This window comes from Pseudomonas sp. ARP3 (assembly GCF_001029595.1).
In the GTDB taxonomy this organism is placed as follows: Bacteria; Pseudomonadota; Gammaproteobacteria; order Pseudomonadales; family Pseudomonadaceae; genus Aquipseudomonas; species Aquipseudomonas rhodesiae.
The window spans coordinates 40,417-66,444 of record NZ_LEKF01000024.1 but is presented as its reverse complement, the minus strand read 5'-3'; the positions used below and the strand labels follow the sequence as shown (position 1 = coordinate 66,444).

Annotated in this window: 32 protein-coding genes; 22 read left to right on the top strand and 10 right to left on the bottom strand. The window is 54.1% G+C overall.

Annotated features, from left to right (window positions below; genetic code table 11):
• Positions 1-30: 30 nt before the first annotated feature.
• Together yejK and ABX75_RS23010 are read right to left on the bottom strand one after the other, a co-directional pair.
• Positions 31-1,032: a nucleoid-associated protein YejK gene (gene yejK / locus ABX75_RS23015; protein WP_047882725.1), complete on the bottom strand. Its 1,002-nt coding sequence runs from the start codon at positions 1,030-1,032 to the stop codon at positions 31-33.
• 25 nt (positions 1,033-1,057) lie between these two features.
• Positions 1,058-1,606 (bottom strand): hypothetical protein, encoded by a 549-nt coding sequence (locus ABX75_RS23010; RefSeq protein WP_016971295.1) that lies wholly within the window; start codon positions 1,604-1,606, stop codon positions 1,058-1,060.
• Positions 1,607-1,864: 258 nt separating this feature from the next.
• On the opposite strand from ABX75_RS23010, the gene ABX75_RS23005 reads away from it, so the two are divergent.
• From ABX75_RS23005 to ABX75_RS22935, 16 genes are all read left to right on the top strand, one after another.
• Positions 1,865-3,355 carry a DEAD/DEAH box helicase gene (locus tag ABX75_RS23005; protein WP_011077949.1) on the top strand — a complete coding sequence of 497 codons (1,491 nt, stop codon included), beginning with the start codon at positions 1,865-1,867 and terminating at the stop codon, positions 3,353-3,355.
• A gap of 95 nt (positions 3,356-3,450) precedes the next feature.
• Entirely contained in the window at positions 3,451-3,726 is a 276-nt protein-coding gene (locus ABX75_RS23000) for an HU family DNA-binding protein (protein WP_011077950.1), read from the top strand.
• Between the two features lie 120 nt (positions 3,727-3,846).
• Positions 3,847-4,299 (top strand): hypothetical protein, encoded by a 453-nt coding sequence (locus ABX75_RS22995; protein WP_047882724.1) that lies wholly within the window; start codon positions 3,847-3,849, stop codon positions 4,297-4,299.
• Complete coding sequence (locus tag ABX75_RS22990; protein ID WP_011077952.1) at positions 4,296-5,762, top strand: 3'-5' exonuclease; 1,467 nt, start codon at positions 4,296-4,298, stop codon at positions 5,760-5,762. The genes ABX75_RS22995 and ABX75_RS22990 overlap by 4 nt, the downstream gene beginning before the upstream one ends.
• Positions 5,759-6,562 (top strand): hypothetical protein, encoded by an 804-nt coding sequence (locus ABX75_RS22985; RefSeq protein WP_011077953.1) that lies wholly within the window; start codon positions 5,759-5,761, stop codon positions 6,560-6,562. The genes ABX75_RS22990 and ABX75_RS22985 overlap by 4 nt, the downstream gene beginning before the upstream one ends.
• Before the next feature lie 247 nt (positions 6,563-6,809).
• Positions 6,810-6,995, top strand: a complete 186-nt coding sequence (locus tag ABX75_RS22980; protein ID WP_016502338.1) for a hypothetical protein — start codon at positions 6,810-6,812, stop codon at positions 6,993-6,995.
• Positions 6,996-7,169: 174 nt separating this feature from the next.
• Complete coding sequence (locus ABX75_RS22975; RefSeq protein ID WP_011077954.1) at positions 7,170-7,685, top strand: hypothetical protein; 516 nt, start codon at positions 7,170-7,172, stop codon at positions 7,683-7,685.
• Between the two features lie 18 nt (positions 7,686-7,703).
• Positions 7,704-7,862, top strand: coding sequence for a hypothetical protein (locus ABX75_RS29505; protein ID WP_016971293.1), 159 nt, complete (start codon positions 7,704-7,706; stop codon positions 7,860-7,862).
• Positions 7,863-8,389: 527 nt separating this feature from the next.
• The gene (locus ABX75_RS22970; protein WP_011077955.1) at positions 8,390-8,749 is read left to right on the top strand and encodes a hypothetical protein; all 360 of its coding nucleotides are present in this window, start codon (positions 8,390-8,392) and stop codon (positions 8,747-8,749) included.
• A 94-nt stretch (positions 8,750-8,843) separates the two neighbouring features.
• A complete protein-coding gene (locus ABX75_RS22965) occupies positions 8,844-9,812 on the top strand; it encodes an AAA family ATPase (protein WP_047882723.1) in 969 nt (322 codons plus the stop codon).
• Between the two features lie 75 nt (positions 9,813-9,887).
• Entirely contained in the window at positions 9,888-11,087 is a 1,200-nt protein-coding gene (locus ABX75_RS22960; RefSeq protein WP_047882722.1) for a DUF3150 domain-containing protein, read from the top strand.
• Positions 11,088-11,167: 80 nt separating this feature from the next.
• A complete protein-coding gene (locus ABX75_RS22955; RefSeq protein WP_047882721.1) occupies positions 11,168-12,982 on the top strand; it encodes a nitric oxide reductase activation protein NorD in 1,815 nt (604 codons plus the stop codon).
• Between the two features lie 69 nt (positions 12,983-13,051).
• Positions 13,052-13,468, top strand: a complete 417-nt coding sequence (locus ABX75_RS22950; protein WP_011077959.1) for a hypothetical protein — start codon at positions 13,052-13,054, stop codon at positions 13,466-13,468.
• 73 nt (positions 13,469-13,541) lie between these two features.
• Positions 13,542-13,928 carry a hypothetical protein gene (locus tag ABX75_RS22945; protein ID WP_011077960.1) on the top strand — a complete coding sequence of 129 codons (387 nt, stop codon included), beginning with the start codon at positions 13,542-13,544 and terminating at the stop codon, positions 13,926-13,928.
• 49 nt (positions 13,929-13,977) lie between these two features.
• Complete coding sequence (locus ABX75_RS22940) at positions 13,978-14,223, top strand: hypothetical protein (protein ID WP_047882720.1); 246 nt, start codon at positions 13,978-13,980, stop codon at positions 14,221-14,223.
• A gap of 65 nt (positions 14,224-14,288) precedes the next feature.
• Positions 14,289-14,534: a hypothetical protein gene (locus ABX75_RS22935; protein ID WP_016502341.1), complete on the top strand. Its 246-nt coding sequence runs from the start codon at positions 14,289-14,291 to the stop codon at positions 14,532-14,534.
• A gap of 227 nt (positions 14,535-14,761) precedes the next feature.
• On the opposite strand, the gene ABX75_RS22930 is transcribed toward ABX75_RS22935, so the two are convergent.
• Entirely contained in the window at positions 14,762-15,796 is a 1,035-nt protein-coding gene (locus tag ABX75_RS22930) for an IS481 family transposase (RefSeq protein ID WP_047882718.1), read from the bottom strand.
• A 343-nt stretch (positions 15,797-16,139) separates the two neighbouring features.
• Between ABX75_RS22930 and ABX75_RS29795 the strand changes: the two genes are divergently transcribed.
• The 5 genes from ABX75_RS29795 (at position 16,140) to traN (ending at position 19,987) form a co-directional block, all read left to right on the top strand.
• Positions 16,140-16,274 carry a hypothetical protein gene (locus ABX75_RS29795; RefSeq protein WP_256203872.1) on the top strand — a complete coding sequence of 45 codons (135 nt, stop codon included), beginning with the start codon at positions 16,140-16,142 and terminating at the stop codon, positions 16,272-16,274.
• 270 nt (positions 16,275-16,544) lie between these two features.
• Positions 16,545-16,751, top strand: a complete 207-nt coding sequence (locus ABX75_RS22925; protein WP_011077965.1) for a hypothetical protein — start codon at positions 16,545-16,547, stop codon at positions 16,749-16,751.
• A gap of 1 nt (position 16,752) precedes the next feature.
• The gene (locus ABX75_RS29790; RefSeq protein WP_011077966.1) at positions 16,753-16,884 is read left to right on the top strand and encodes a hypothetical protein; all 132 of its coding nucleotides are present in this window, start codon (positions 16,753-16,755) and stop codon (positions 16,882-16,884) included.
• A 142-nt stretch (positions 16,885-17,026) separates the two neighbouring features.
• A complete protein-coding gene (locus ABX75_RS22920; RefSeq protein WP_011077967.1) occupies positions 17,027-17,224 on the top strand; it encodes a hypothetical protein in 198 nt (65 codons plus the stop codon).
• Between the two features lie 141 nt (positions 17,225-17,365).
• Complete coding sequence (gene traN / locus ABX75_RS22915) at positions 17,366-19,987, top strand: conjugal transfer mating pair stabilization protein TraN (protein ID WP_047882719.1); 2,622 nt, start codon at positions 17,366-17,368, stop codon at positions 19,985-19,987.
• Between the two features lie 50 nt (positions 19,988-20,037).
• Here the strand turns inward: traN and ABX75_RS22910 are convergent, their stop codons facing one another.
• The 7 genes from ABX75_RS22910 to ABX75_RS22875 form a co-directional block, all read right to left on the bottom strand.
• Positions 20,038-20,388, bottom strand: coding sequence for a hypothetical protein (locus tag ABX75_RS22910; protein ID WP_177329708.1), 351 nt, complete (start codon positions 20,386-20,388; stop codon positions 20,038-20,040).
• Between the two features lie 131 nt (positions 20,389-20,519).
• Entirely contained in the window at positions 20,520-21,554 is a 1,035-nt protein-coding gene (locus ABX75_RS22905) for an IS481 family transposase (protein ID WP_047882718.1), read from the bottom strand.
• Between the two features lie 98 nt (positions 21,555-21,652).
• Positions 21,653-22,081, bottom strand: a complete 429-nt coding sequence (locus ABX75_RS22900) for a hypothetical protein (protein ID WP_177329707.1) — start codon at positions 22,079-22,081, stop codon at positions 21,653-21,655.
• A gap of 81 nt (positions 22,082-22,162) precedes the next feature.
• The gene (gene csrA / locus ABX75_RS22895) at positions 22,163-22,336 is read right to left on the bottom strand and encodes a carbon storage regulator CsrA (RefSeq protein ID WP_016502343.1); all 174 of its coding nucleotides are present in this window, start codon (positions 22,334-22,336) and stop codon (positions 22,163-22,165) included.
• Between the two features lie 10 nt (positions 22,337-22,346).
• The gene (locus tag ABX75_RS22890) at positions 22,347-23,255 is read right to left on the bottom strand and encodes a KorB domain-containing protein (protein WP_047882717.1); all 909 of its coding nucleotides are present in this window, start codon (positions 23,253-23,255) and stop codon (positions 22,347-22,349) included.
• Positions 23,256-23,664: 409 nt separating this feature from the next.
• Positions 23,665-24,513 carry a DsbA family protein gene (locus tag ABX75_RS22880; protein WP_011077972.1) on the bottom strand — a complete coding sequence of 283 codons (849 nt, stop codon included), beginning with the start codon at positions 24,511-24,513 and terminating at the stop codon, positions 23,665-23,667.
• A 6-nt stretch (positions 24,514-24,519) separates the two neighbouring features.
• Complete coding sequence (locus ABX75_RS22875) at positions 24,520-25,077, bottom strand: hypothetical protein (protein ID WP_047882715.1); 558 nt, start codon at positions 25,075-25,077, stop codon at positions 24,520-24,522.
• 422 nt (positions 25,078-25,499) lie between these two features.
• Between ABX75_RS22875 and ABX75_RS22870 the strand changes: the two genes are divergently transcribed.
• Positions 25,500-26,018, top strand: a complete 519-nt coding sequence (locus tag ABX75_RS22870) for a single-stranded DNA-binding protein (RefSeq protein ID WP_047882714.1) — start codon at positions 25,500-25,502, stop codon at positions 26,016-26,018.
• Positions 26,019-26,028: the final 10 nt, after the last annotated feature.

Genomic DNA, 26,028 nt, shown 5'->3' with positions numbered 1-26,028 from the left:
GCCCCGTCCAGAGATGGACGGGGCATTTTTTTAGCCGCGCTTGAGTTGATCACGCAACTGAGTGGGTAGATTGCGAATGGTCAGGGTGCCGGCATTCTCGTCGTAGTCGATCTTGGAACCCAGTAGGTGGGCTTCGAAGCTGATCGACAACCCTTCGGCGCGGCCGGTGAAGCGGCGGAATTGGTTGAGGGTGCGTTTATCCGCTGGAATCTCAGGCGACAGTCCATAGTCGCGGTTGCGGATGTGATCGTAGAACGCCTTTGGTCGATCTTCATCAATCAGCCCGGACAGCTCCTCCAGCGTCATCGGCTCGCCCAACTTCGCCTGGCTGGTGGCGTAGCCAACCAGAGTATTGGTCTTCTCCCGCGCCTGCTCCTCGGGCAGATCCTCGCTCTCGACGAAATCACTGAATGCCTTGAGCAGGGTGCGGGTTTCGCCGGGAGCGTCTACACCCTCCTGGCAACCGATGAAATCACGGAAGTAGTCCGAGACCTTTCGACCGTTCTTGCCCTTGATGAACGAAATGTACTGCTTGGACTGCGTGTTGTTCTGCCATTCGCTGATGTTGATGCGTGCTGCCAGGTGAAGTTGGCCGAGATCCAGGTGCTTGGCTGGGGTCACGTCCAGGGTGTCGTTCACCGCCACGCCTTCGCTGTGGTGCAGCAGAGCGACGGTGAGGTAGTCGGTCATGCCTTGCTGATAGTGGGCGAACAGGACGTGGCCGCCGGTTGAGAGGTTCGATTCTTCCATCAGTTTTTGCAGGTGCTCGACCGCATGGCGGCTGAAGGCGGTGAAGTCCTGGCTTTCGTCGAGGTAATCCTTCAACCATCGGCTGAAGGGATAAGCGCCTGACTCCCCGTGGAAGAGACCCCAGGCCTTGCCCTGCTTGGCGTTGTAGCTTTCGTTGAGGTCCGCGAGCATGTTCTCGATGGCCTGCGAAGCTCCCAACTCTGTATCGCGGGCATGCAACACCGCGGGGGTTCCATCGGGTTTTTTGTCGATCTGATGAACGATGATGTGACGTATTGGCATGAGCAAAGTCCTTGTAGTTTTGGGGTTAGAAAGGCGTTTCGTGGGGGTGTTTCGACAAATGGGCGGTGAGCACTTGCTTACTGAAGTCGGTCAGAATTTCAGGAGCAAGAACGGAACCGGTGATTGCAGCTGCGGGGCGAAAAATCCTCTTGCCGGAAGCCGTGAGCCAATCGAACACCATGAAGTGTTGGTGTGCCCCAGTTTTGAGAGGCGGCAGCGCCTGCCAGGTCATAGTAGAACTGGCGTATAGCGACAGCGCTGATATTACGGTTTGGGACTCCGCTGCATTGCGGCGCTGCTCTGGCAAAGCGTCATAGGCGGTGAGGGTTGCGCCGAGAACATCGGCTGGCTGAAGCCCTCCAAGATTCTTCAGATCCTCGCCACCCTGCATTGCTCGATAGCCATCCAGCGTCAGCTGGCCAACGAGTCGGGGGCCAGCCACTAGGTTGTATGAGTACAGCCAGAATCCAACGGCATTTCGTGCGCCGGCTGCATCATCATCGATAACCCAGCTTGCATCGCGCAGTGACTCAGCGAACTTGCGAGCACGCGCCTCTCCTACGTCATCCATCATGCCTCCTATCTCTTGGCCTGCGTCGACGCCTGTGCGAAAGCTCAGGCAATGTCGAACACAGTCGCACGCCGGCCGGAAAACCCAAGTCAAGGCGCGAGCATCAGGAAGAGCCTGTATCGGCGTGCATTGGCAGGAAAAAATATCCCCCTCAATCAGGCTGCGCTCTGTTGCCGCCTCCATCCCACGGCTCGACCACCTGGCTTGGGTTATTTCGAAGCGATGGTTTCCTACCTGTAGTTCGTACAGCGAGAAACCTCGATGCAGCTTCGACCCTACCAACAACAGCAGGATTTTGAACTCCGCAAGGGCATAAGCCTTGGCGCGATCATTCAGATGCTGATGAGTCCCACGGGCTCCGGTAAGACAGAGGTGGCCAAGCACATCATTGCCGGTGCGCAGGCGAAGAACCGCAGGGCCTGGTTCATAGTCGACAGTGTGAAGCTGCTCGATCAGACGCTTGAGCGGTTCTACAAAGATGGATTGGTCGCCGGTGCAATTCAGTCAGACCATCCCTGCACGGACTACCGAAAACCCATCCAGGTTGCAACGATCCAGAGCTTGCGTCCGCGCCTCGACTACATGCTCAACCATCACAAACCTCACCTTGTTCTCATTGACGAGGCGCATGTCATCCATGAAGCCCACATCGAGCTGATTACGTGGTGCCGGAGGAACAAGGTGCCTGTTATAGGGCTCAGCGCTACCCCATGGCGGCGGGGCCTGGGGCGCATCTTTGACAGGCTAATCAATTGCATCTCCCTTTCTGAGCTGACAGACCAAGGCTTCCTTGTACCTACGCAGTGCTACGCGCCCTCCGTGCCTTCTCTGAAGGGGGTGAGCACGAAGCCGAATGGTGACTGGATCGAGGACGAGCTTGCCACGGTCATGGGTGACGCCAAGCTGCTTGGTGACGTGGTAACGCACTGGAAAGAACTGGGTGAAAACCGCAAAACAATGGTTTTCGCCTGCAACGTCCAGCACTCCAAAAAGCTCGCTGCTGAGTTTCAAAAAGCTGGGGTGGCCGCAGCCCATATCGATGGCTATATGCTGCCGCATGAGACCGAGGAGATCTTGCGCCAGTACAAAGCGGGCAAGATAAGGGTCTTAGTCTCAGTGGCTATGCTGATCAAGGGGTTTGATGACCCCTCGACCAGTTGCCTTGTAATAGCGCGGCCTACCAAGTCCCTGATGCTTCACTACCAGATGATTGGCCGCGGGCTGCGACTCTCGCCTGAAACTGGAAAAATCGACTGCATTATCATTGACCACTCCGGGAACCTCTTGCTTAACGGGAAGCCAACGGACGAGGTGCCCGACGCCATGGACAATGGGGAAGGGGAGCGTCTTGACCGCCGCCCGCAGGACAAAGGCGATCAGGAGAAAAAAACCAAGCCATGTCCGAAGTGCAGCTTTGTTTTCAGCGGATTGCTCTGTCCGAAGTGTGGTAATGAAATCGTAATACCGGATGGGGTGGCGGTGGCCACCGGCAAACTGGTGAAGCTAGACGATCGACGCAAAGTGCTCGGGCCGACCAGTAAACAGCACACATTCTGTGAGCTGCTTGGGTACGCCCGTGAGACCGGCAAAAAAGACGGGTGGGCTCAGTACGCATACCAGGCATACATGAAAGAGCTGCCAGATCGCGCATGGATCGGTACCGTGCAACCCAAACCACCGAGCGAAGACATGAAAAGCTGGGTGAAGGGCTATAACGTCCGTCGCGCCAAAAGCAAACGCCGATTCGGGTGAGCCGGCGGCTTGGGATTATCCAGAGCCATGTTTCAATGCTTTCAGCTGGGACTCAACACCCATGCGACTTTTCAACAACCAAGGAGTAAAAGCGAATGAATCGTCAAGAACTCGTCAAAGCGATTGCCGACGAAAGCGGGCACAGTCAGTCAACCGTGGGAGAGGTGCTGAATAGCCTTATCTCGACGGTTCAAAATGTCGTTGCCGGCGGCGACAAGGTTAGCCTCGTGGGCTTTGGTACTTTCGAGTCAACCAAGCAGGCCGAGCGTCAGGGCCGTAATCCGTCTACCGGGGCTCCGATCACCATCGCTGCCTCGATCAAGCCAAAGTTCACCCCTGGCAAGTCCTTCAAGGAACGCGTCAACCAGTAAGCCCCCTCCAGCCGCCCCGATCTGGGGCGGCGTCTGCGTAATTCAGACCAAAAAACCGCCCGAAACCAGACCTTTCCCCGCGACCTGCATGAAACGATCTCCTCACCTTAGGAGACTCACATGCCCAGCGAAAAATATCCTCCGGCGATATGCCGATCACCACTCATTGACTACCTTGCAGGCATCGGCTCGCACGCAGTCATGATTCTGACATTCAGGCACAGCGGCGAAGAGCTGCGCTCGATATCCAGTCGTCACACTGCTGGCTTGATGGCAGTAGCGGTTGGCATGGTCGTCGCCTGTACCCACTTCGCCCCAGGCTCCAGCTCCACGCATAGCTTGGTGTCTTGCGCGCTATTTGCCCTTCTCATCGCAGCGGCCTTGCGCACCTTCGGCATGCATGCCGTTGCAGGGTATGCGACGTTCCTGGTGGTGACAGAGCCGGTAGCCCTGGTTGTTCGCCATCTCCCAATGGGCGACCTGATTGATGCCGTGTTTTCGTTCTGGTGCTTAGCAGCGCTGTCTGTCTATGGCGGCAAATGTGCAAAAAACAGAATGGAGTCGCCTCAATGAAGTCGACCGCAGAACAACTCCCCATCATCGAGTACCAAGGTGACCATCTGGTGGTGAAGGCCTATGCCGGGTGCGGCAAGACGACTACGCTTGTTGCCTATGCCAACCATCACAGCCATTTGCGCATGCTCTATCTGGCGTACAACCGTGCAATTCGGGATGAAGGTGCCGAGAAATTTCCAAAAAACGTCGTGTGCAAAACTTCTCACCAGTTGGCCTGGCCACAATTTGGCCGACACTATCAGCACAAACTCGGGAATATCCGTCTGACGGATGCTGCTGGGCTCCTCAAAACACGGAACTGGGGAGATGTTCGAGACGCTATCGCTGTGCTCAATGCCTACCTTTCGAGCGCTGACGAAGAAATCAGTGAGGCGCATTATTTTGCTGCGCTCAGCGAGGAAGAGGCAGCGGAGCACGGAGCCGATCACCTTGACCGGACGATAAATTCTGCCCAGAAACTCTGGGACGCGATGATCGATACCGAGAGCAAGTTCCCCTGCCAGCATGACGCATATCTGAAGCTCTTCCAGCTCAGCAATCCACAGCTGCCGTATGACGTGATCCTTTTCGATGAGGCTCAGGACAGTAACCCTGTGACCGCCTCCCTGGTCGCAGGTCAGAAGGCGAGGAAGATTTTCGTCGGCGATAAATGGCAGCAGATCTACCGTTGGCGAGGAGCTGAGAATGCGCTTGATACTCAGATTGTGCAGGGCGCAGCGTCGATGTTCTTGACCAACTCTTTCCGGTTCGGGCCGATGATTGCCGGCGTAGCCAACGCGATCCTCAAACAGCAAGGGGAAGCTCGTCCCCTGGTTGGGTACGGTGCCCGCGACAAAGTGACGACATCGCTGCCCTCTGGATGTAACCACTACACCGTGCTCAACCGAACGGTGATTGGCGTGATCATGACGGCCATCGATGCTGTATCTGACGGCCAAGTTGTCTACTGGAACGGGGGGATTGAGGCATACCAAATCTCCGACCTCGAGGATGTTTACCATCTGAAGGTCGGCCGCAAGGATGAGATCCGCAACAAACGCCTTTTCGGGCAGTTCAGCGACTTTGGAGGGTTTGCCGAAGCGGCAGAGGAGTCGAAGGATGCCGAGATGAATCGGATGCTCAGGATACTCAAGGAGCACAACGACATTCCGAAGTTGATCGCGGCGCTACGCCGCAACTCAACAGATGATCCTCTTGATGCAGATGTGATTGTTAGCACCTGCCACCGCTCGAAGGGGCTGGAGTGGGATGTGGTTGTCCTGGAAGAAGATTTCCCAGACATCTTCGACGAAGAGAAGATCACCCCTGATCAGCGGGTTGATGAGTTGAATTTGCTCTATGTCGCAGCCACAAGAGCAAAGAAGGTGTTGGTGATCAACAGCATCACCCAGGTCGTGATCCAAAAAAGTCACGCTGAGGCCAAGCGGGAGATGGAAGCCGCAGCAGGGCAGCGCGCATGATCTACCTCTATCTCGCGCTTTTACTGGTGCCGGCCGGCGCGATTTTTGTCTGGGGTAAGCTGGTGTCACAGTTTTCGGTAAAGACGTGGATCGTCTATCGGAACACTGGAATCATCGGCGGGCCTGTACATGAAATGGCGCACGCGATTGCATGCCTGCTCTTCGGCCTGCGAATCAGGAAGCTTGCTCTATTCGCACCGGATGCAATCACTGGGCAGCTGGGCTACGTCGAGTTTTCCTACAGCCCGTTTTCTCTGCGCAACTCGATTGGTCTCCTTGTTCAGGGCATAGCGCCCTTGTTGGCCGGAGGCGCAATCGCTGTTCTCTCCCTTGGCACATCATACGATCAGAGCCTTCCCGACCAGGGATTGGTGCCGTTGGTTGTCTGGATCGGCGTTGTGGCCACCGGTTCTGTTACCGCGATCGTCGACCTGGGTACTGGCTCATTGCAGGGGTTTGCTCTGGCGTTACTCATCCTGGTTATATCGATGCACGCCATCCCAAGCACAGCCGATATCGCCCTGGGTCTCAAGGGATTCGCGATCATCGCGGTCGCTTTCGGCGGATTAATTTTCTTGCTCCAGATGATCCCATTCCAAGGAGAAGGCATAGCAATGGCGTTCATCATCAAAGCAGCGGATCTGGGGACGCGCTATCTCGAGATCGGCATGTGGCATGCACTCAACGGTGCGGTGACGGTGGTGACCTTATCTGTAGTAGCGAGCTTGGTGCTGATCCTGCTCCCAGCGTTTTTTTTCCGTCTGAAATCGTTCTGGGACGGTGCCCGAGGCCATATCTAACAGATCGCAGTGGTACGGCTAAGTTTCCCTGGACCACTGCGCCGTTGTCGCTGAATACGCAGCTGCGTAGGAAAACGGGCCTGGTGGCACGCGTCGGCCCACTTGATGATGGGCTTGGGTTCCTAGCAAGTAGTGAGAATCTGAGCCCATAACGAATACCGAGGAAAACGTACACCACAGCCCTGGCCTCGAACCGGGGCCGAGGCGGTAAAGGGAAGCAGCTTTTGCACCCATTGAGGGAAAATCAATGAATTTAGAAATGGAACATATTGTAGCTGCCGTGATCTTCGCAGGTGTCGCAGTCACAACATTTATCTGGGCCTTGAAGAAAGAACTGGGTGTTTTCGATTTGGCTATTTTGTTTGCAGTTGAGGTGATTCTTGGAACGATTTTTTATGCCGCTTACCGTTATTTCTTCTTAGGGCATCTGTGATCTAGCATAGGAAAATCCCATGCGATATGTACTCAGCGTTGCACGCCACTACCTTACCGGGAAGCTCTCGACCAGGCATGCGATCTATGCCCTTAGCCAAAGGCCGGTGGCCGTTGTCAGTAAGGGCAAAACATGGGTCATCGACCCTGACTTAGAAGTCTGAGGAAAAAAGCCATGAACTATCTGGAACGAGCGACCGACGAAGCGGGTTATCCCGCGATGGATTTTGAAGCGTTCTACCAGCAGGGCATTTCTTGCTTTGTGTGGAGGCTGCCAAAGCCACTGGTGCGCCAGGCATTCAAGCGCGTCTGTGCCGATCTGCAAGCCAAGGGTAACGCTGTGGCAACGTGGCAGGTGCGGGCGTTCGTATATGGCCTGTCAGGGCGCTATCAGGGTGGTACTCGTAAACGCATGGCTCCGGAAGGTTATCAGTGGCCCTCGCCGCCAGATCGGTCATGGGAGATGATTGTTTGCGTCTATCCGAACGGCGATTGCGAACTGGATTTTGTCCATCCAGTGAGCCGCATGTTTTGGTCTGACGGTAATGGTTTTTTGGCGCTCCCCACCGATGACTTTGCACGTATGGGGCAATGGTGGTTTGAAGAAATGGGCTTCGAAATAATGGTGATGCAGCCGATGATGCAGGCGCACGTAACCGACAGCGTACCCCCACATTTGAAGCTGGTCTGAAATTCAAGGATAGGAAACGTGATCTTCACCATTCGTTCGAAGCAGGTCGAAATCAGAGCCAGTAAGCGCTTTCGATTGCTGCCCGGTGGCGACTTCTCCGCACCAGGTCATGTATTAATGAATTGGCTCGGGGTGATGGTGTTCATCAAGCCAGCCCCTCCAAAGCTGGACGCATAGGGAAACGAGCCATGATGAAGGAACAGACCATGCAAAAGCTGAATGGCAATCGTCCAAATCTGGCCGGGGTTCGTCGTAAAGGTGAACCGCAACGGTGGTGGTCATCGTCGCGTTTATCCAGATGGCCGCATCGAGCAGATCGACTGAGGAACCGTGATCATTGATATCGACAAGGCAAACCGCGGGCGCCAAGCGCTACCCACTCCGGGCCTGCTTGACCGCAAATTTGCGTGATCCCAGAGGGTTGCAGGCATCCCTGTAAATAGGCATCATGGCCCTACCGAAAGGTGCGTAAGCTGCGCGCTATTGCAGCTCAAGAACCCTCACAGCCCCGATCGGGGCTGTTCAAGTAAGCATAAGTCCGTTTGACCTATGCTACCCCCCAGAATCAACCATCCACGCATGAGCGTAGATGTTTGTCCGTGCCTGGCACGGGTCGTTAGCTGCGACTCTAATCAGCTTAAAAACCTACCCATGCGGGGAAACCCGTATGGGATTTCTCCGCTCTGAAAACTGGAGTTGAGAATATGAGCAATACCAATGAAGTCGTTAATCTGACCAAGTTTAAAACTACCCGTGAACTCGAATCCTTCGGGGTTCGTGATCTTACGAGTTGGAAGGAATTTCAGGAGATTCGTAGTCTCCTTTTCTTCCCGGTGTTGCCGACCAAGGAAAGTGTTGCAAAGCGCGTTGAGCGACTTGCCGAAATTGCCCTTGCTGAAGCAAAGAAATCTGGCACAACTACCGTTCTGGTCAGTTGCCCGCCATGGATGATGCATTCGCTGTGTGCCGAGTTGGTTTATCACGGGCTCACACCAGTCGTAAGCTTCACCAAAAAAACCAGTGAAGACAGCCTGTCTGTGATTGATCTGGTAGTTGCTGCGTAAAACCTGCACAAAATAAACCGCCCACTGGGGGAGTCTTCCCCTATGGGGATTCTCCTTTTCTTGGGCAACTGCTTTCGAGAACGGAGAATATAAAATGCAATTCAATGCAAAAGTTGAGATGAAAGAGTTCGGCTTCAATACCAACGCGCAAGCGCCAGGCTTTGCAGAAGGACACCAGTGGATGCATCACGTCGCGCCGAAGAAGAAGTATTTCTTCCGCGAGATGCTGGTCAAGCCGTTCATGAGTTGGCTCTACGCTCCGTTTGGGGATAGCTGCATGCTCCTCGGCCCAACTGGATCGGGTAAGTCTTCGCTCGTAGAGCAAGTCACTGCCCATCTTAATTGGCCCTGCATCACCGTTTCGGCACATAGTCGGATGGAAATGCCGGAGCTTACTGGTTACAACCTACCTGTCACTGATCCGGTGAGCGGCGACCTGAACACGAAGTTTGTGGATGGGCCGCTGACCCAAGCAATGCGTAATGGGTTTGTGTTCGTGCTCGATGAGTACGACACGCTTGATCCGGCAGTAACTGTAGGTCTGCACGCTGTCATGGAGGGGAGACCCTTGGTGATTGCGGAAAACAATGGTGAGGTTGTGAAGCCTCATGCCAACTTCCGGTTTGTCGCTTGCGGCAATACGGCGGGACAGGGTGATGCATCGGGAGTACATGCTGGCACCATGCAGCAGAACCTGGCATCGCTGGATCGCTTCCGAGTGTTTGAGGTTCCGTACCTTGAGGCTGATAACGAAGTAGCAACTTTGATATCTGCTTTGCCAATGCTTCCGGAAGATATGGCGAAAAACATGGTGAAGGTTGCGAACTCCATTCGTAATCAACATCAAGGGTTAGGTGGTAATTACCTAAGCGTCACGATGTCCACTCGGACATTGCTTCGCTGGGGGCGTATCTCTTGTGGATACACTCACCAGGGCGCAGCTAATCCGCTTCAACTTTCGCTGGATGAATCGCTGCTCAATCGCTGCGATTTAGTTCAGAAGACAGCAATTCGTAAGATCGCCCAAAGTGTCTTTGGTGGCGATTGGAAAGTTGCTGCGTAAAAACCCTAAGGGGGAATCTCCCCCACCGGGCGCGATTCCCCCTTTTTCATGCATGTGAGAAAGGAGAATCGTGAAATGTCCATTCAACAGAATGAGATAAAAATCCTAGACCAACTACTGCTGGTCGATCTTTCCGGTATCCATCTGTGGACTGCTCGGAAAAAGCTTAAACCTGAGATGCTGGAGGGGAAGATTCCTCCTGCTATTTTGGCTTCACTCGGCTCGATGCGTGTAATCGACCCGGAGAAGCTGAAACCGTTTGAGAAGATCAAGCGGCAGGCTACAAAGGTGGTGGAAGAGTGTGGTGTGCGGTTCCTGGGTGGCTATGCAGTTTCCCAGGACAAGATCCAGGAGGTTGTTGACCGACTGGAAGCGCTCAAATCTCAATTCTACGACTTGAAAAACAACTTTCTCCCTAACTACGAACGCTGGATCACTGAGTGGATCGACAAGGGCTGGGAGAAGCAAGAATGGCGTGATGCTATCCGCACCTCGGTGACACCGAAGGCGCAGGTAGATGCAGGGATGCATTTTGGGTACGCGGCATGCCGTGTTTCCCCTGATGGCGACAAGCACCTCTCTAACACGCTGGGTACGCAGGTCCGTGGTTTGTCAGATCAGCTGTACGCTGAGACGGCAGATACAGCCGAGCGCTTGCTTGAAACTGGCTTGGCCACTCGTGGCCATGTCACACAAACGACGCTGAACACTGTTCGGAAGATCAACGCCAAGCTTCGCGGCCTGATGTTCCTGTCCAGTGAGGTCAAAGCCCTAACCGAACACATTGAGGAAGTCCTTGCGGCTCTCCCCAAGTCCGGGGTGGTTAATGGCTCTCAGTACAACAGCGTTGTAGCTCTTGTGTCGGCCCTCTCTGATGAGGACTCGATCAAGCGGCTGATCAAAAACCTGAACAATGCCAACGGCCCACAAGATGTGTCGATGGCTTTCGTTCCAGCAACGCCTTTAGTTGAAACCGAGGCCCCGGCCGGTGTTGAAACAAAGGCTCCTACAACAGTTGAGATCGAGGCTCCGGCCGAGACTGTCGCTGCTGTTGCTGTACCTGCTGCTGAAGTACCCGAGTATGCCGTAACGATGGTCGAGGAAGAGCTGAGCGCAAGTGTCGCTACTCCGAGTTGTCACGACAGCATCAACGAAGTACCAGCAACATCCGAGGTTGTTGAACCAGATGAACCCGTTCCAGTGGAGCAGTCTGAAGAACCCCTCGTAATCAATCCGTCTGAACCCGATATGCCCTTCGGCACGTTCTGGTTCTGACATCACAAACAAACCCCGCGCGGGAGTAACCCTCCTCGCGGGGTTACTCCTTTTCGCGGTGGCGAGAAAGGAGATAAACGATGAGCAATCAATCCCTGGTCGGCACTCTGCCGATCTACGCACAGCACCTTGCCGAGCTAACTGGCGTCAAAGTGCATGTTGAGGGTGTCCAGGCTAAGACAGATGGAAAAAACGTATTTGTCCCCTTCACCGAGGACGATCTGCCGCTGTCCTTCGGGTACATCGCACATGAATGCTCCCATGTCCGCAACACAGACATGGGCTGCTTTCGCGACTCAAGCCCGACACCCTTCCGCAAGAATCTGCTGAACATTCTTGAGGACATCCGCATTGAACGATTGAGCATGGATCAGTACCCAGGTACTGAGTCGGACATCCGTTACCTGAACCGCAAGGTTCTGCTTGAGCCGTTCCGGCCAGAGCAGGTGGATGACTGCCCGGCGCTTCATGTGATTCACAACGGAATTCTCTACGGCGGTTACTGGCTACTCCAGGAACCGCAGCTTGAGGTTCCAGCAAAAGCCTACCTTGCCCGTATGGAGATTCTTCTTGGGGCTGACCTTACGGATCAGATCCTGACCCTGGTGAAGAACACCCTGGCGTGCGAGAGCACAACAGATGTTCTCGCTCTGGTGGACGCGATTATCGACCTGCTGCCTTCGCAAGAGGATGAGCAGGAAGATGAGCAACCGCAGCCCGAGCAAGGCTCTGAGGGTGCTCCTCAGGACTCGCAAGAGTCGGGTGGAGGCGATCAGCAGCAGGAGCAAAATCAAGGCGGTGGTGCGGGTGCAGGTGATGAAGGCAAAGAGGAGGGGCAACCCGAATCCAAGCAGGAAACATCTGATGGAGGCCAGTCCGGCTCCGAGCCGCAAGACCAATCCCAACCAAGTAGCGGCAGGAATGCCGGCGACGATGGCCAAGAAACCTCGCAGTCCAGCAATGGCAGCGGCAAACCTTCCCCAGAAGCCAGCAACCTGCGCGAGCAGGCCAAGGATGCAACCGAAGCCGACCTGAAAGGGTTGATCTCGGAAGTTGGCGACAAGGCGGGTGAGTTGCTAGGCCGTAAAGCAGTGCGCGACGGCAATCCGATCCGACCATTCTCTCTGGATGGGAGGGGCAGGAACCGATCCGATCAAGCGAGCGTCCGCCGTGTGCAATTGGGCATCGAGCAATCGGCCGGTCTGCGACAGTGCCTTAATGGGCTGTTACAGGCGCAGGTTGATTGCCGTGTTCGGCTGAAGCGGCAGGGCAAGCGGATCGACACTGGGCGTATCGCCATGATGAAAGGCGGCGAAACGCGGGTGTTTAGAAGTAAGTCTCGAGCAGAGCGTCAGTCTGCATCAATCCAGATTCTTCTCGACAAGTCGGGGAGTATGAAATCTGCGATGGATCAGGCCGAAGCCGCAGTCTACGCGGTGCTAAGCGCGCTGGAGGGACTTCCGCTGGTGACAACCGGCGCGATGTCGTTCCCCAACAAGGCGAACGATGGCGTTGAGCGCTGCGCACTGATCAAGAGCCCGAAAGAGCGATTGATCAAGGCGGTAAGCGAAGGTGGCTTTGGTGCGATGTCGGAGGGCGGTACGCCTCTTGCGCAAGCACTGTGGCCGGCTGCTGTTGAAGTTCTTCGTGCGAAGGGCGAGAAGAAGATTCTTTTCGTCATAACGGATGGTGAACCGAACGCAGGTACTACTCATGCAGCGAAGGAGTTTCTTCAGCGGTGTGAGGTCAGCGGCATCGAAGTGATTGGACTTGGTTTCGGAAGTGCCAATGAGCACATCCTGAAAGCATTGTTCAGCCAATACCGTGCTGTTGGGGAGGTTGCGAATCTCAAGAACTCGCTCTTTGAGCTTGTTCGCGAAGCATTAGCCGCCTGACAAATAACCATTCAACCCACTGGGGGCTTTCCCTAGTGGGAGGCCTCTGTCGGTTTGAGGAGGTCTGAAATGGAAAATACTGCGACTGCGTTGCCCTTGCTGGATCTGTTTGGGGAGCAAGTAATTATTCAGCGCCGCTCGTTTGAGCGGAGACCACGGAGAAAGGCAAGCCATGCGCGAGTTTTTCAACTTGGATTTCTCGACATTCTTGAAATGTCAGACGCTGAGCTGGAAGCCCTGCGGGCACGAGACGAAATCACCGATGATTACGTTGAGTGGATGCGGGAGTACCTGCTGAAAATCACTCTGAGGCAGATCATTCATCCTCAGGTCAGTGAGCAGAATTGGCGCGAAGCAATGGATTGGGTTCTTTCGGACGAAGTTCATCCGTTTAGCTTCCGGGTCTGTTGTGAAGCAATGATGTGCGACTTCGAAGATGTTCGTGCTACCACATTGAAAATCGCAGCCAAAGAACTGTTTAAGTAAATAGAAGCCCGATAGGGGGAAAGCCCCCTACGGGCTTTCTCCCTTTCTGCGCTTCGTGGAAATGGAGAATCAGATGAATGCTTATAGGGACGCCCAGGCAGGCGAAGCCAAGATGTTCGTTACTCGTAACGATCAGGTGGTCAAGCTAGTTGAAAGGCTGCTGAAGCGAGCCACCAGTGTTCTCGTCGAGAAGGTTTGCCGCAAGGCTATGACGGATGGCGAGTTTCAGGTTGTAAAGCAAGCGACTCAGCGTGGCGAGCTGTACAAGGTATTCAGCCTTGTTCGTCCAGCTGCCGACCAGATGCGACGTGTAGACAGCACGAACATTTACTGGGACTGGATTGACGCCTTCGGGAGCTATTCGGACGCAGTTGGCTCTTGTTGGCCATACATGAGCCAGGAGCGAAGAGCTTACGCTCTGCTTCGTGCTGAAGAGCTTGCCAACGCAATCTGCAAATAACCCTACCGGGGAACTCCGGCGGGGTTCTCCATGCAAATGGAGATTAAAAATGCATCGATTTGTAGAAGAAAAAATGGCAAAAGTCGCGCCTGTTCCATGCGATTTCATGCTTGGCGATACCGTAACGGTGACAAATGGGTACGGGCTCGAAATCAAGGGAAAGACAATCCTTGGATTCGTTCGTGAGATCGATGAGTTTCGGCCCGGGGCCATCATTTTCCTGGACTGGGATTGCTACTGGTTTCCAGTAGCACCGGAAAAGCTGAAGCTCGAAAGCCGAGACGTAGCGCTCTAATTAAACCACCTATGGGGGAGAAATCCCCCATGGGGCTTCTCCCTGTCGGATATACGGAGAAGTCGATGAACGCGATCCTTGAAGCTGCTCGTTTGCAAGGTCAGGCCTCGGTAGCCCGCAAGGCTTGGGTTACCAAAGGCGAAACAAAGGTTCACCTCTGGGAGCTGTCAACAGGGGGAGTCATATACCTGAAGCACTCGCGGGGGCATGGTTTTTTCCCCCCGATCATGCTGGAAGAACCAATGGAGATGGTTGTTGACCGTTTCCGGAATAAACGCGGTCATAAGGTGTTCTCACCGAGTGGGCTATGAGTGTGAAAGGGTGGCCTTCGGGTCACCCTTTTTTTTGGTTCAGCGTCTTGTTAAAGGGCATCGGTTTGGTATCATCGCAGCCACAGAGTGGGCTTCAGGTCGAGCTCTCAAGAATCCTTCCAGCACAGAGACCTCTGTGCTTAGAACTTAGCGCCATGCATGAGCTGTAGAAACTCAGACTTCATCTGACAGTTACCGGATTTGAGGTCGTGACTGTCAGGTCAAATTCAGTTGATCATTTTGACCAGCCAGATTTTCTTTCCATCCTCAAATGTCTCTGCCGGCGTCCGGCCACAGCACATTTTTCCCTGATGAGTCCGTTCATCATTATAGTGGGCCACCCACTGGTCAAGATCGGCCTGCAACTGCTCCATGCTTTGGTAGATCTTTTTCCGGAAAGTAACCTGGTAAAACTCCTGCAAGATCGTCTTATGAAACCGCTCGCAGATACCGTTAGTTTGCGGTGACGCGGCTTTCGTCCGGGTATGCTCGATGTCATTCATTGCCAGGTAGAGCTGGTAATCATGCTGCTCCAGCTTGCCGCAATATTCCGTTCCACGATCCGTCAAAATCCGCAGCACGGGGACGTTTTGCTCTGCAAAGTACGGTAGCACTTTGTCGTTGAGCAGGTCTGCTGCCGTGATTGGCGTCTTCGTTGTATAGAGTTTGGTGAACGCGACCTTGCTGTAGGTATCAACAAAGGTCTGCTGATAAATACGGCCTACGCCTTTCATAGTGCCGACGTAGAACGTGTCCTGGGAGCCAAGATAGCCCGGATGGGCCGTTTCGATTTCGCCGCAGGCGATATCGTCATCACGTTTCTTCTCTAGAGCAACGACCTGGGCTTCGGTCAGAACAGAGCCTGTAGCCGCAACGTGCTTTTCCAAAGCAGTCAGACGCTGCTTGAAGTTCGCCAGCGCGTGCCGCAGCCAGATTGATCGTACACCTGAGGGACTGACGAATGTGCCACGCTTACGCAGTTCATTGCTGACACGGACTTGGCCGTGGGCGGGTTGTTCAATGGCGTAGTCCAGTACGCATTGTTCAACAGCCTCATCGACACGGTTTTTTAGGTTTGGCTTTCTGCGATCTTTTTGTAGCAGGGCTTCGACTCCACCGTTCGCCTTGGCTTCCTGGTAGCGATAGAAGGTGTCTCGCGACACGCCCATGATTTTGCAGGCCTGTGAAACGTTGCCGAGTTCCTCGGCCAGGTTCAACAAGCCCAACTTGTGCTTAACAATCGGTTGATTTACAACGTTCATGCGGGGCTACTCCTCTTGGGTTGGTGATTGCTCGCACAACCATCAAACCCGGTAGCCCCGCTCTTTTTCAAGAGGGGTGTCAGATTAAGTCGAGACTTCTACACATGAGCATGTCCGCCAAGGCCTGAAACGTGTATGCGTTCAGGCAGTGTTCTCATCATGCATGTGATGAGTCACAAAAAAGCAGAGCCACGCTTTCAAACCGGCTTAAAAATAGCACTCAAATTATCGGCATCCAGGCAACTGGATATTGATTTTTCTGCGTGCCTAAAAACCCGCAGCGGGGAGATTACTTCCCGCCAGGGTGGTTCTCCGTCTGCATCCTTTGCTAACGGAGAACACCATGAAAACTCTTATCGTCCTTACCGCTCTTGTTGTTGGTGGCATTCAACTTGGCTTAAAGGCATTCGATTCCGGCGTTGCAACTGCTCAGCAGTCTCACACCGCAGAAATGATCAAGGCGCGTCACTCGCTTTGATTCAATAAGGCTCTTGGCAAATTACTTTCGGTTCTCCGGGAGTCTTTGCTCCATAAGAGGTCTTTCCGATGTTTCATGTAAACGCAATTGACGCTGTTCGCAGCGCATCATCGTTGGCTGAAAAATCGAAATGTGCCTATGCGATTTATTCGCAGGCAAATGGCTTTATTGTTGTTCTACTGACTCAGCCGAACGGCTCGGAGTTGGAAATAATTAAACCCTGACGGGGAATCCCGTTGGGACTCCTCGTCTTTTTGAGGAGTAAAAACTATGTACAAAAAAATACTATTCGACTGGATTAAGGCTTCACTTATGGGCGTTGGCTGTAGCTTGTTGGCAGCCGCTTTCGTTTCCATCGTTACACCAGGGACGCATCCGCTTGTCGTATCGTTCTGTCTGGTGCTTGGCGTGGTAATGATGATCGCCGATTTGGTGGTATCCTTGATTACAGCGATGAGCAATCCGAAAGGAGAATGAAATGGACTCGATGCAGATGCTTGTTTACGCAATCGTAGGTGTGGTCAGCGTTTTGGCCCTAACCGGCGTGATCGGTTATGTGGTTGCTGACCGTCTCGACAAGAAGCACGGCACCAACATCAAGGCCCACTGAGCCATCCCTTAGGGGTTTGCCCAGTGAACGGATTCAAGCCTAGCTTCGGCTAGGCCGCTGCGTGGTCACCCTCCGTGGGTGATCCACCAGAGCCCTTCCGTGTGAAGGGCTCTGGGGATCACCCACACCAGGAGAGTTGAACATGACCGCAGCAAACGCACTATTCTGCCAAGAACTCAAAGAACTGATGGTCGAGTCTGGTCGGGTGTTCAAAGTCCCCGAGCAGATCGCCAGAACTGTTTCATCCTCTGATCCGGATACCCGGTTCGTCAAATCATGGGCGGTGATTCATCGCTTGATCCCGAGTGATGGTCAGGTCTTAGTAGTGCCTCAGGCATGATCAAAAACATAGCGAGCCCCGGCCGGTGACACCACCAGCCGGGGCTTTGCTTTTTCAGGCGGTTTTATTGCCTGAAACCGCGCCATCGTGTTTCCCCCTTGCCATAGCATCGAAGCATCCCTCTTTCTGGACATGCGATCGATGCGACAACCACTCAAAACCACGCTCATACGCCTGGTCAACGCGACCGTCATAGGCCTATATCTCAATAGCATGACCTTCACTGCTTGGGCTGACGCAGTGACCGCAGGATCGGCGGCGGGCCAATCGGTAGGCCAACAGGCACTTCAGGTTTTCGACGGTGGGAATGCCTCGGTCACGCTCCAAGATCTTTTCCCTGACGCTGGCGATACGGTCTCGCTGGAGAAGGTCTATGGCGACGATGTGAAGACGATTGATCTTGGGTTGCGGGCCAATACCCGTCTGAAATCGGAATCGTCCTCTGAGGGGGAGGCATATAGAACGCTTATCGACAGCGGCAATCGCATGTCTGTAGATCTGTCCAAAGACCCTATGCTCAACCAGGCTGATAAAGTTCGCTCGCCCGACTTCATGGACGGGTTTAAGCAAAATTTCGCAGATTGCAAATCGACCGATGTATTTGAGAACGTGACGAAAAACGCCCACGTTGCTAACTACAAAACATGTGAGCGTGTAGTGGATCAGGGCGGGAACGTTGAGTTCTTGCATGATTACAAGGTAGGTGTAATCGAATATGTTTCCGGGCAGCCAAACTTCCAGTCATGCGGTCGCGGCTGCTTGTATATATGGGTCGGCACGGTCGGGGACAACTATTGGGGTGGTAACTGCGCGATTTATGAGGAGTACACCCGATTCCGCGTGATAGCTAAGGATGCCATCATCTCAGCCACAATTGACAGAGCTGTTTTCGATGACTATTTCCAAATTCTGTTCAATGATCAGATGCTTTGGACACATACACCAGGCGTTTTCCCACCTGAAACATCTGGCTCCTGCGAGCGTGGAACAAGCTGGAACGTAGCTCCGAACAAGGTGATCACTGACAAATTCGGCAGTGATGATGACGTGATTACGTTCAAAACTCGCACCTCGGTCACCGGCGGTGGTGAGGGTTACGCCCGTATCAAGATCATTTATGACCCGGCAAAGGCGTTTGTCGATAAAGGTTGGGGGCCGGAAGAGCGCCTGCCTATGTTCGACATGATCGAGGATGGGTTCTGCACCAACGCGCAGATGTCGTGCACGTCTATGCCGGCAGTGGATGCCAATGGCTGTACTGAAACCAATGGCGTTCAGATCTGCCGCTCGGACATGCCACCATCCCCGCATCCGAACATCGATCCGCTTTGCAAAAAGGCCAAGGTAAGCGCCGAGTGCTCTTACTACAAGGGCAATATGGATTGCTACACGGACGCCAAAGGTGTGCAACGGTGCCCCTCAAATGATGGCGGTAACCTGAATACCTGCACCCAGTACGAGCAGAATCCAAGCTGCGGTTTTATCTCTCAAGGCTGTATTGATGGCGCAAAAGGCGAGACAGGTGCTTGTTATGCCTTCGAGGAGGTCTGGGACTGCGGTTATGACACCAGCTACGAAACAATCGTGAACACTGGTGCCCAAATCGAATGCCCTGGTGGGGCGCGGTGCATGGGCAGTGAGTGTTTCGACTCGTCGAACACTAAAAGTGGCGATTTTGCCTATGCGGTGGCCATGCTTCAGGTTGCTCAGTTTGCTGAGCACGACCTGGACTGCGGTGGTGATGGTACCGATATCAATGAAGCCAATGACTGCAAAGTGTTCAAGGGCGAGGCAATGGAGTGCAAAAAAGCACTCGGCGGTTACGTCGATTGTTGTGAAGCGCCAGAAAGCGTATCCATCTTCGACTATGTGAACCTGACGATGAACACGCTCAAGATGACCAGTTCGCTGGAAGCGCTGAACAGAACGGGTAGCCTGTTCGCGCCCGGATACTGGGCTGCGGGAAGTAACGCTGTGATGGCAGCTGGTACCTCGGTCGTGAAGGGGCAATGGGGGTCTATCGTGGATGCTGCTACAGGCGCATTCGAGAAGACGCTCAGCGGCACCCTTGAGCAGACAGCCTTGAGTAAGCTGCAAACCTGGCTCATGCAACAGGCATATGACGCCATGGTGGATATGGGAGCGACCGCGGCAGCAGATGCTGTGTTTGCAACTGGGGCCGATGGCGCAGTAACTGGTCTTGGGGCAAACGCTGCGATGGTGGTGAACATTATCGGCTGGGTGTATATGGTCTACGTGATCGTAGATCTGCTGATCAATATCATTTGGGAATGCGAGGAGAAAGAGTTCGAGCTAGGGGCGAAAAAGGAAACCCGACAATGCCATTTTGTTGGCAGCTACTGCGCTTCCGAAGTGCTTGGGTCTTGCGTTGAAAAGCGCGAGGCGTATTGCTGCTTTGGCTCAGTTGTTGCGAGGATCATCCAGGAGTCGGCTCGTGAACAGCTAGGGTTGGGATGGGGAGAGGTGAAAACCCCGACCTGCGAGGGGATCACACCCGATCAGTTGGGCAAAATGGATTGGTCGCGTGTGGATCTGTCCGAGTGGATTGGCATGTTGAATCTCGCAGGCAGACTGCCAACTGCTTCGACTGTTTCTCTTGAAGATGTAACGGGAAGCGGTAGTGGCTTGGGACAGTTTTCTGAGGGAACCAAACGCCTGAATACCCTGGATCGCAACCTGGAGCGATTGGAGGGTTTCGACGTCGACGCGGTGAAGAAACAGTATGAGCTTGATATGAAGTGATCAAGCAGTAAAAAAGCCCCGCAATGCGGGGCTTTTTTATTGCTGCTGACTTATTTGCCGACGAAGTACTTGGCCTCGCCTCGATTGAAAATTGCTGCGGGAATTGAGTTCTTCCGCAGCTTCTGGCCAGGATGGTAGATGTAGACCCAATCCGGTAGGTAGCGCGATGCGAGTAGCATGGCTTCAGATGGCGTCATGCCATTTTTTGAGGCATCAAGGACGAATTGATTGTCCCGAATGAAGATAGGCCCGTATGCAGCGGCTGACTTCACGAAGTCAGGTGCAGGGGCGGCGTTGTCGGTGAATGGGATAGGACGTTCAGCGTAGCTATCAGCCAACGATGCGTAAGCACGGGAATGGCCATCCGGGTATTTACCAACATGCATTGGTAGCTTCGACATCCCTTTTTCAAAGACCTTCTTGCGGGCTTCTTCTACCTTCTTGAGTGCAAGTGCAGATGCCTCTTCAGGTGTAGAAACTCAGACTTCATCTGACAGTTACCGGATTTGAGGTCGTGACTGTCAGGTCAAATTCAGTTGATCATTTTGACCAGCCAGATTTTCTTTCCATCCTCAAATGTCTCTGCCGGCGTCCGGCCACAGCACATTTTTCCCTGATGAGTCCGTTCATCATTATAGTGGGCCACCCACTGGTCAAGATCGGCCTGCAACTGCTCCATGCTTTGGTAGATCTTTTTCCGGAAAGTAACCTGGTAAAACTCCTGCAAGATCGTCTTATGAAACCGCTCGCAGATACCGTTAGTTTGCGGTGACGCGGCTTTCGTCCGGGTATGCTCGATGTCATTCATTGCCAGGTAGAGCTGGTAATCATGCTGCTCCAGCTTGCCGCAATATTCCGTTCCACGATCCGTCAAAATCCGCAGCACGGGGACGTTTTGCTCTGCAAAGTACGGTAGCACTTTGTCGTTGAGCAGGTCTGCTGCCGTGATTGGCGTCTTCGTTGTATAGAGTTTGGTGAACGCGACCTTGCTGTAGGTATCAACAAAGGTCTGCTGATAAATACGGCCTACGCCTTTCATAGTGCCGACGTAGAACGTGTCCTGGGAGCCAAGATAGCCCGGATGGGCCGTTTCGATTTCGCCGCAGGCGATATCGTCATCACGTTTCTTCTCTAGAGCAACGACCTGGGCTTCGGTCAGAACAGAGCCTGTAGCCGCAACGTGCTTTTCCAAAGCAGTCAGACGCTGCTTGAAGTTCGCCAGCGCGTGCCGCAGCCAGATTGATCGTACACCTGAGGGACTGACGAATGTGCCACGCTTACGCAGTTCATTGCTGACACGGACTTGGCCGTGGGCGGGTTGTTCAATGGCGTAGTCCAGTACGCATTGTTCAACAGCCTCATCGACACGGTTTTTTAGGTTTGGCTTTCTGCGATCTTTTTGTAGCAGGGCTTCGACTCCACCGTTCGCCTTGGCTTCCTGGTAGCGATAGAAGGTGTCTCGCGACACGCCCATGATTTTGCAGGCCTGTGAAACGTTGCCGAGTTCCTCGGCCAGGTTCAACAAGCCCAACTTGTGCTTAACAATCGGTTGATTTACAACGTTCATGCGGGGCTACTCCTCTTGGGTTGGTGATTGCTCGCACAACCATCAAACCCGGTAGCCCCGCTCTTTTTCAAGAGGGGTGTCAGATTAAGTCGAGACTTCTACACTTCAGGGGAGGAGGCCTCATCAGCCGGCACCCAGGCCACAACCTGAGTTGCGTGCGCAGGGTCACTCGACCCGCCAAGCATCATAAGGCCGAGGCTTACGCTTGCAGCAGCTCCACCACTAAAGCCGCTTGGCGGTGCCGCGAGACTGACGCCGGCAATCGCAGCATCAGCGCCTGCTGTCCCGCTGGTGCGGCCTGGTGCTGAATTGGCGAAGGTCTCAGCCATTTCACGCGGCACGTCGCGCTGGCCAGAAATCTTCATGGCAGTCAAAACGTGCATCGCATCGGACCATTTTTCTTTCGGTACATTCTGCGGATCAGGTAGCTGCACGGAGGGAGCCTTCGGCGAGGAAGAGCACCCGACCAGGAGGGCAATAGCTGCGGCGAGAAGCCCGGTGCGGATCGTGATACTGCTGTTCTTCATGGTGAAACTCCTTTTTTCGATAGCCATAGGTTACCGTCTTCGGCGGTGATCCCAAGCGAAGTCGAACAACTGACTATGTGATCAGGGTGTTTTTTCGTTCTGGATGCGCTGGTAGATCTCTTCGCGGTAGATCTTTACCTCTTTCGGCGCTTCAAACGCCAATCTGACCGTACCGTTTGCAGCCTTTGTGACGATCACCTGTATGTCGGTGCCTAGCCGAATCGACTCCCCTACCTTGCGCTCAATGTGCAGCATTACCGCCTCCTCAGGCTTCAGCCGTGTTCTGGCTGGCCTCATACTTCTCCAGGATCTTCAGCAGCGACTCCGCCGCCTTCGAGTCAAGCCGCAACTCATGCTGCGCATCGCCACCGGACTTGAGTTGATCACGCAGGCTTCCTGTAAGGCCGCTCAGTGCGCTGAACGCACTCATGGCCTCCTTAGGTGTCACTTTGAACTTGCCCAGCGCTTTGTTGGCGTCTGAGCCCGTTGCGCGGGTACGGCCGGAGGCCTTAGCCCCCTCGATCATCCCCAGCAGCTTTGGATACGGGTCTTGCCCAGTTCCTCGCAACTCCACCAGAACATCGATGACGGGAGACGCTTTAATTACCCCCTCGCGAACGAGCTGTTTGACGTTCTCCTCTGCGTTGGCGAGAAGCAGCAGTCGCTCAACATGAGTGATGCTCCTGTTCATGCGATCGGCGATCTGGGCTGGACTCCAGTTTTGCCCGGCCAGGCGCTTGTAGCCTTCTCCTCGCTCCAGCGGCAGCAACTCTTTGCCTTCGCTGGTCTTGATCATCATCACAACAGCGTCGGACTGATTTCCTTTGAACTCGTTGACCATCAGGCCTGGAAGATTTGCACCGCGCCCATCTGCGATGCGCGCGCCAGTAAGGCGATGGTGACCTTCTCGGATCACGAGGCGAGGGTTGCCGTCGATGATCTTCAGTTCTGCGACGACTGGAGGCACATACAGGCCCTGCTCATAAGACTTGGCGAAGCCTTCGGCATGGTCAGGATCGATTGGCCTCAGATTGAAGCCTTCTTCAATAGCAAACCAGTCAAGCGGTGCAATGTAGATGTTGTTGCGAATCATCTGTTCGTCGCGTGGAACACCAGTTTTCTTCAGGTGTTCGTCCAACTGGCGAAACGATGCAATGCGTGGTAGATCGGTCATGGCGTATCTCCCTGATACGTTCGTTGAGGTCGTGCCCAGTACATCACCGCTCTGGAATATCCCAAGCACAAGAAAAACCCCGCCGGGGCGGGGTTGGAGTCATCGACTCATGGGTGGTAAATCCGGTAAACGACCAAGCCTCTCCTCAAATACGAGCCGACTATGACCACAATCCCAGAGAGAGAACATAAGTCCTGTACTCGTGTCCGCGGCGATAAAATCCTCTCCGTTTGGAATGAGGCTGTATCCGTTGGCTGAGATGAGATCGAAAACCTCATCCCAGGTACTGGCCCTGCGTAGCGCATGGAAAAGACCCGCCCGACCTTCAAGCTGCTGAGTCATAGCGACACGAGCGCTAGAAAGCGCATGACTGCCCCCGAAATCTAGCTGGTCGGCCCATTCACCCAGCCTATTGAGCACCGATCTCATTGGCCGCGCCCTCAGCAGGGGTATCCAGCTTGTCTTGGTTGGGAGCCTCGTCGCGCATTTTGACCAGCTGCTGCATGGTCTGGAGTAGCACCTGTGTGCTTTGCGCACCTTTCACCAGCAGTTTGTTGCCTGTGAGGTTGTCGACTACGACCGTTGCTGGCGTGCCGGTGACGCCCATGTTCGTGCCTTTCTTCACCTGGCCTTCGATCAAGGCTTGGTATTTGCCGCTTTCCATGCACTGACGATAGGCATCAAGGGGAGCGCCAACCTCCTGCGCAAGACGCTCTACGTCCTCGACACCTTGGCCATTGAGTTGAGTGCGAGCGAACCATTCGCCAGTAAATGCCCAGAAGGCTTTGTTGCCGGCGACCTCTCCCACGCACTCAGATGCGTGAGCTGCCACTTCGGCCACAGGGTTATGGAAGGCCAGGGGGTAATGCTGCCATTCCCAGTTAATACGTCCTTCGGACTTGTCAGCCATCTGCTTGGGCGTGTCATGGAAGCGCTTGCAATACGGGCATTCCAGGTCACTGAACTCGACCAGGGTAAATTGCGCATCCATGCTGCCGTAGATGTGCCGACCTTCAATGCTGGTGTCAGCTGCGCCGCTCCAATTCGAGAGGATTTTCGCTTTCGCGGCGTTGATCTTCTCGATCTCGCGATCCTTGAGGGTTTTGTCGACGGCCCCTGGCAGCTGTTCAACGAGTGCTTTCTTCACCGCCATTTCGGTGTAGCTCTGTCCCATGTAGACAGAGACACCGACAGCAACGGCAGAGGTCACGATTGAAACGCCAATGGCTGTAGCGAGAGTGGGATTGAATTTAGGCATGACTGATCACTTATAGGAGGGCGGAAGAGATGGTTTCAGGTGAAGAGGGACATCCTTCGGGGTGCCTTCGACGAGAATGACCCACTCCTCGTAGCTCAACCGTTGAGCCCCTTTGCAGAGCTTGTTCCGGACGGCAATGTAGTCATCGACCGAACCGGCCGCGTTGGCCAAGGTGACGATGCGCTCGCTTGCGGCGGGTTGGCCAAGAGCAAAGGCCTGCGCCACATTTGCGGAGTCAGCACAGTTGGCCTGTAACATGGATGAGGGGACTGCAACGCTATCGTTCGTTGTAAGGCGTGCTTGCAGCTCTGGGTGAAGCTTCCCGGCCGGGGTCTCGAGAACATCGAGGCTGCCAAGAACGGGTTGATAGGTGGGTTTTCGCAATGCTGCACCGCCTCGGCCCGTATGCCCCCAGCTGGTGTGGTATTCGCGCATATCGGGCTCGTAGCTTGCGACCTCGAATGGCGTGCCTGGGGCAGGGGGTTCTGGCTTGTTGGCACAACCCGCTGTGAGCGCCAAGCCAATGGCCAGGCCTAGCGGCAATAGAGATTTAAGGTGGTGCATGGTTGATCCTCTGAGGCTGGTAAGGATCATTTTCCTCCGTACAGAAAAGGGGATGGCCCGTTTTCAGGACGAAAAAGCGACTGAAAAAACGCGGACAAAAAACCCGCTTGCCATTGGATTCTGCTTGTTGCAGACTTCCTATCACGTCGAGTAGCTCGGCGTTATAAATCCGGATTGCATGCCTTGCAGTCCATCTACAGGCCCAGCGCCTCATGGTTGAATCTCAACCATCATGAATTCCCAGATTAAGTCAGCCCACATGTGTGGACTGATTTAGTCATGCGCCTCGTCGCATGGTCGGCTTGTTGGCCGTCTCAAAAGTACAACCAAAAACCCATGAAAAACCAAACCCCAACGGGGCTGCTATTGCCCCCGTATTGGGGTAATGCCGCCCCGTAGTTCTATCTAAATGGAGAAATACTATGGCTCGCGGCGTAAATAAAGTGATCTTGGTTGGCACCTGTGGTCAAGATCCAGAAACTCGCTACTTACCTAACGGTAATGCAGTAACCAATCTCAGCCTTGCAACAAGTGAACAGTGGACTGACAAGCAAACGGGACAGAAAGTCGAAAGGACCGAATGGCACCGTGTTTCATTGTTTGGGAAAGTCGCTGAAATCGCTGGTGAGTATCTGCGGAAAGGATCGCAGGTATACATCGAAGGTAAGCTTCAAACACGAGAGTGGGAAAAAGACGGTATCAAACGGTACACCACCGAAATTATCGTCGACATGCAGGGCAGAATGCAGCTCCTGGGTGGAAGGCCAGAGCGCGACAACTCTCAAGGGCAATCCCGTGAGCAGCGTCCGCAACAGCAACAACAACAACGTCCTAGTCAGTCACCACGCGATCCTGCTCCACAGCATGATCAGCACTTTGACAGCTTCGACGACGACATCCCTTTTGCCCCAATTAGCCGTTTGCTTCTAAACATCATCTAATCAGGCAGAA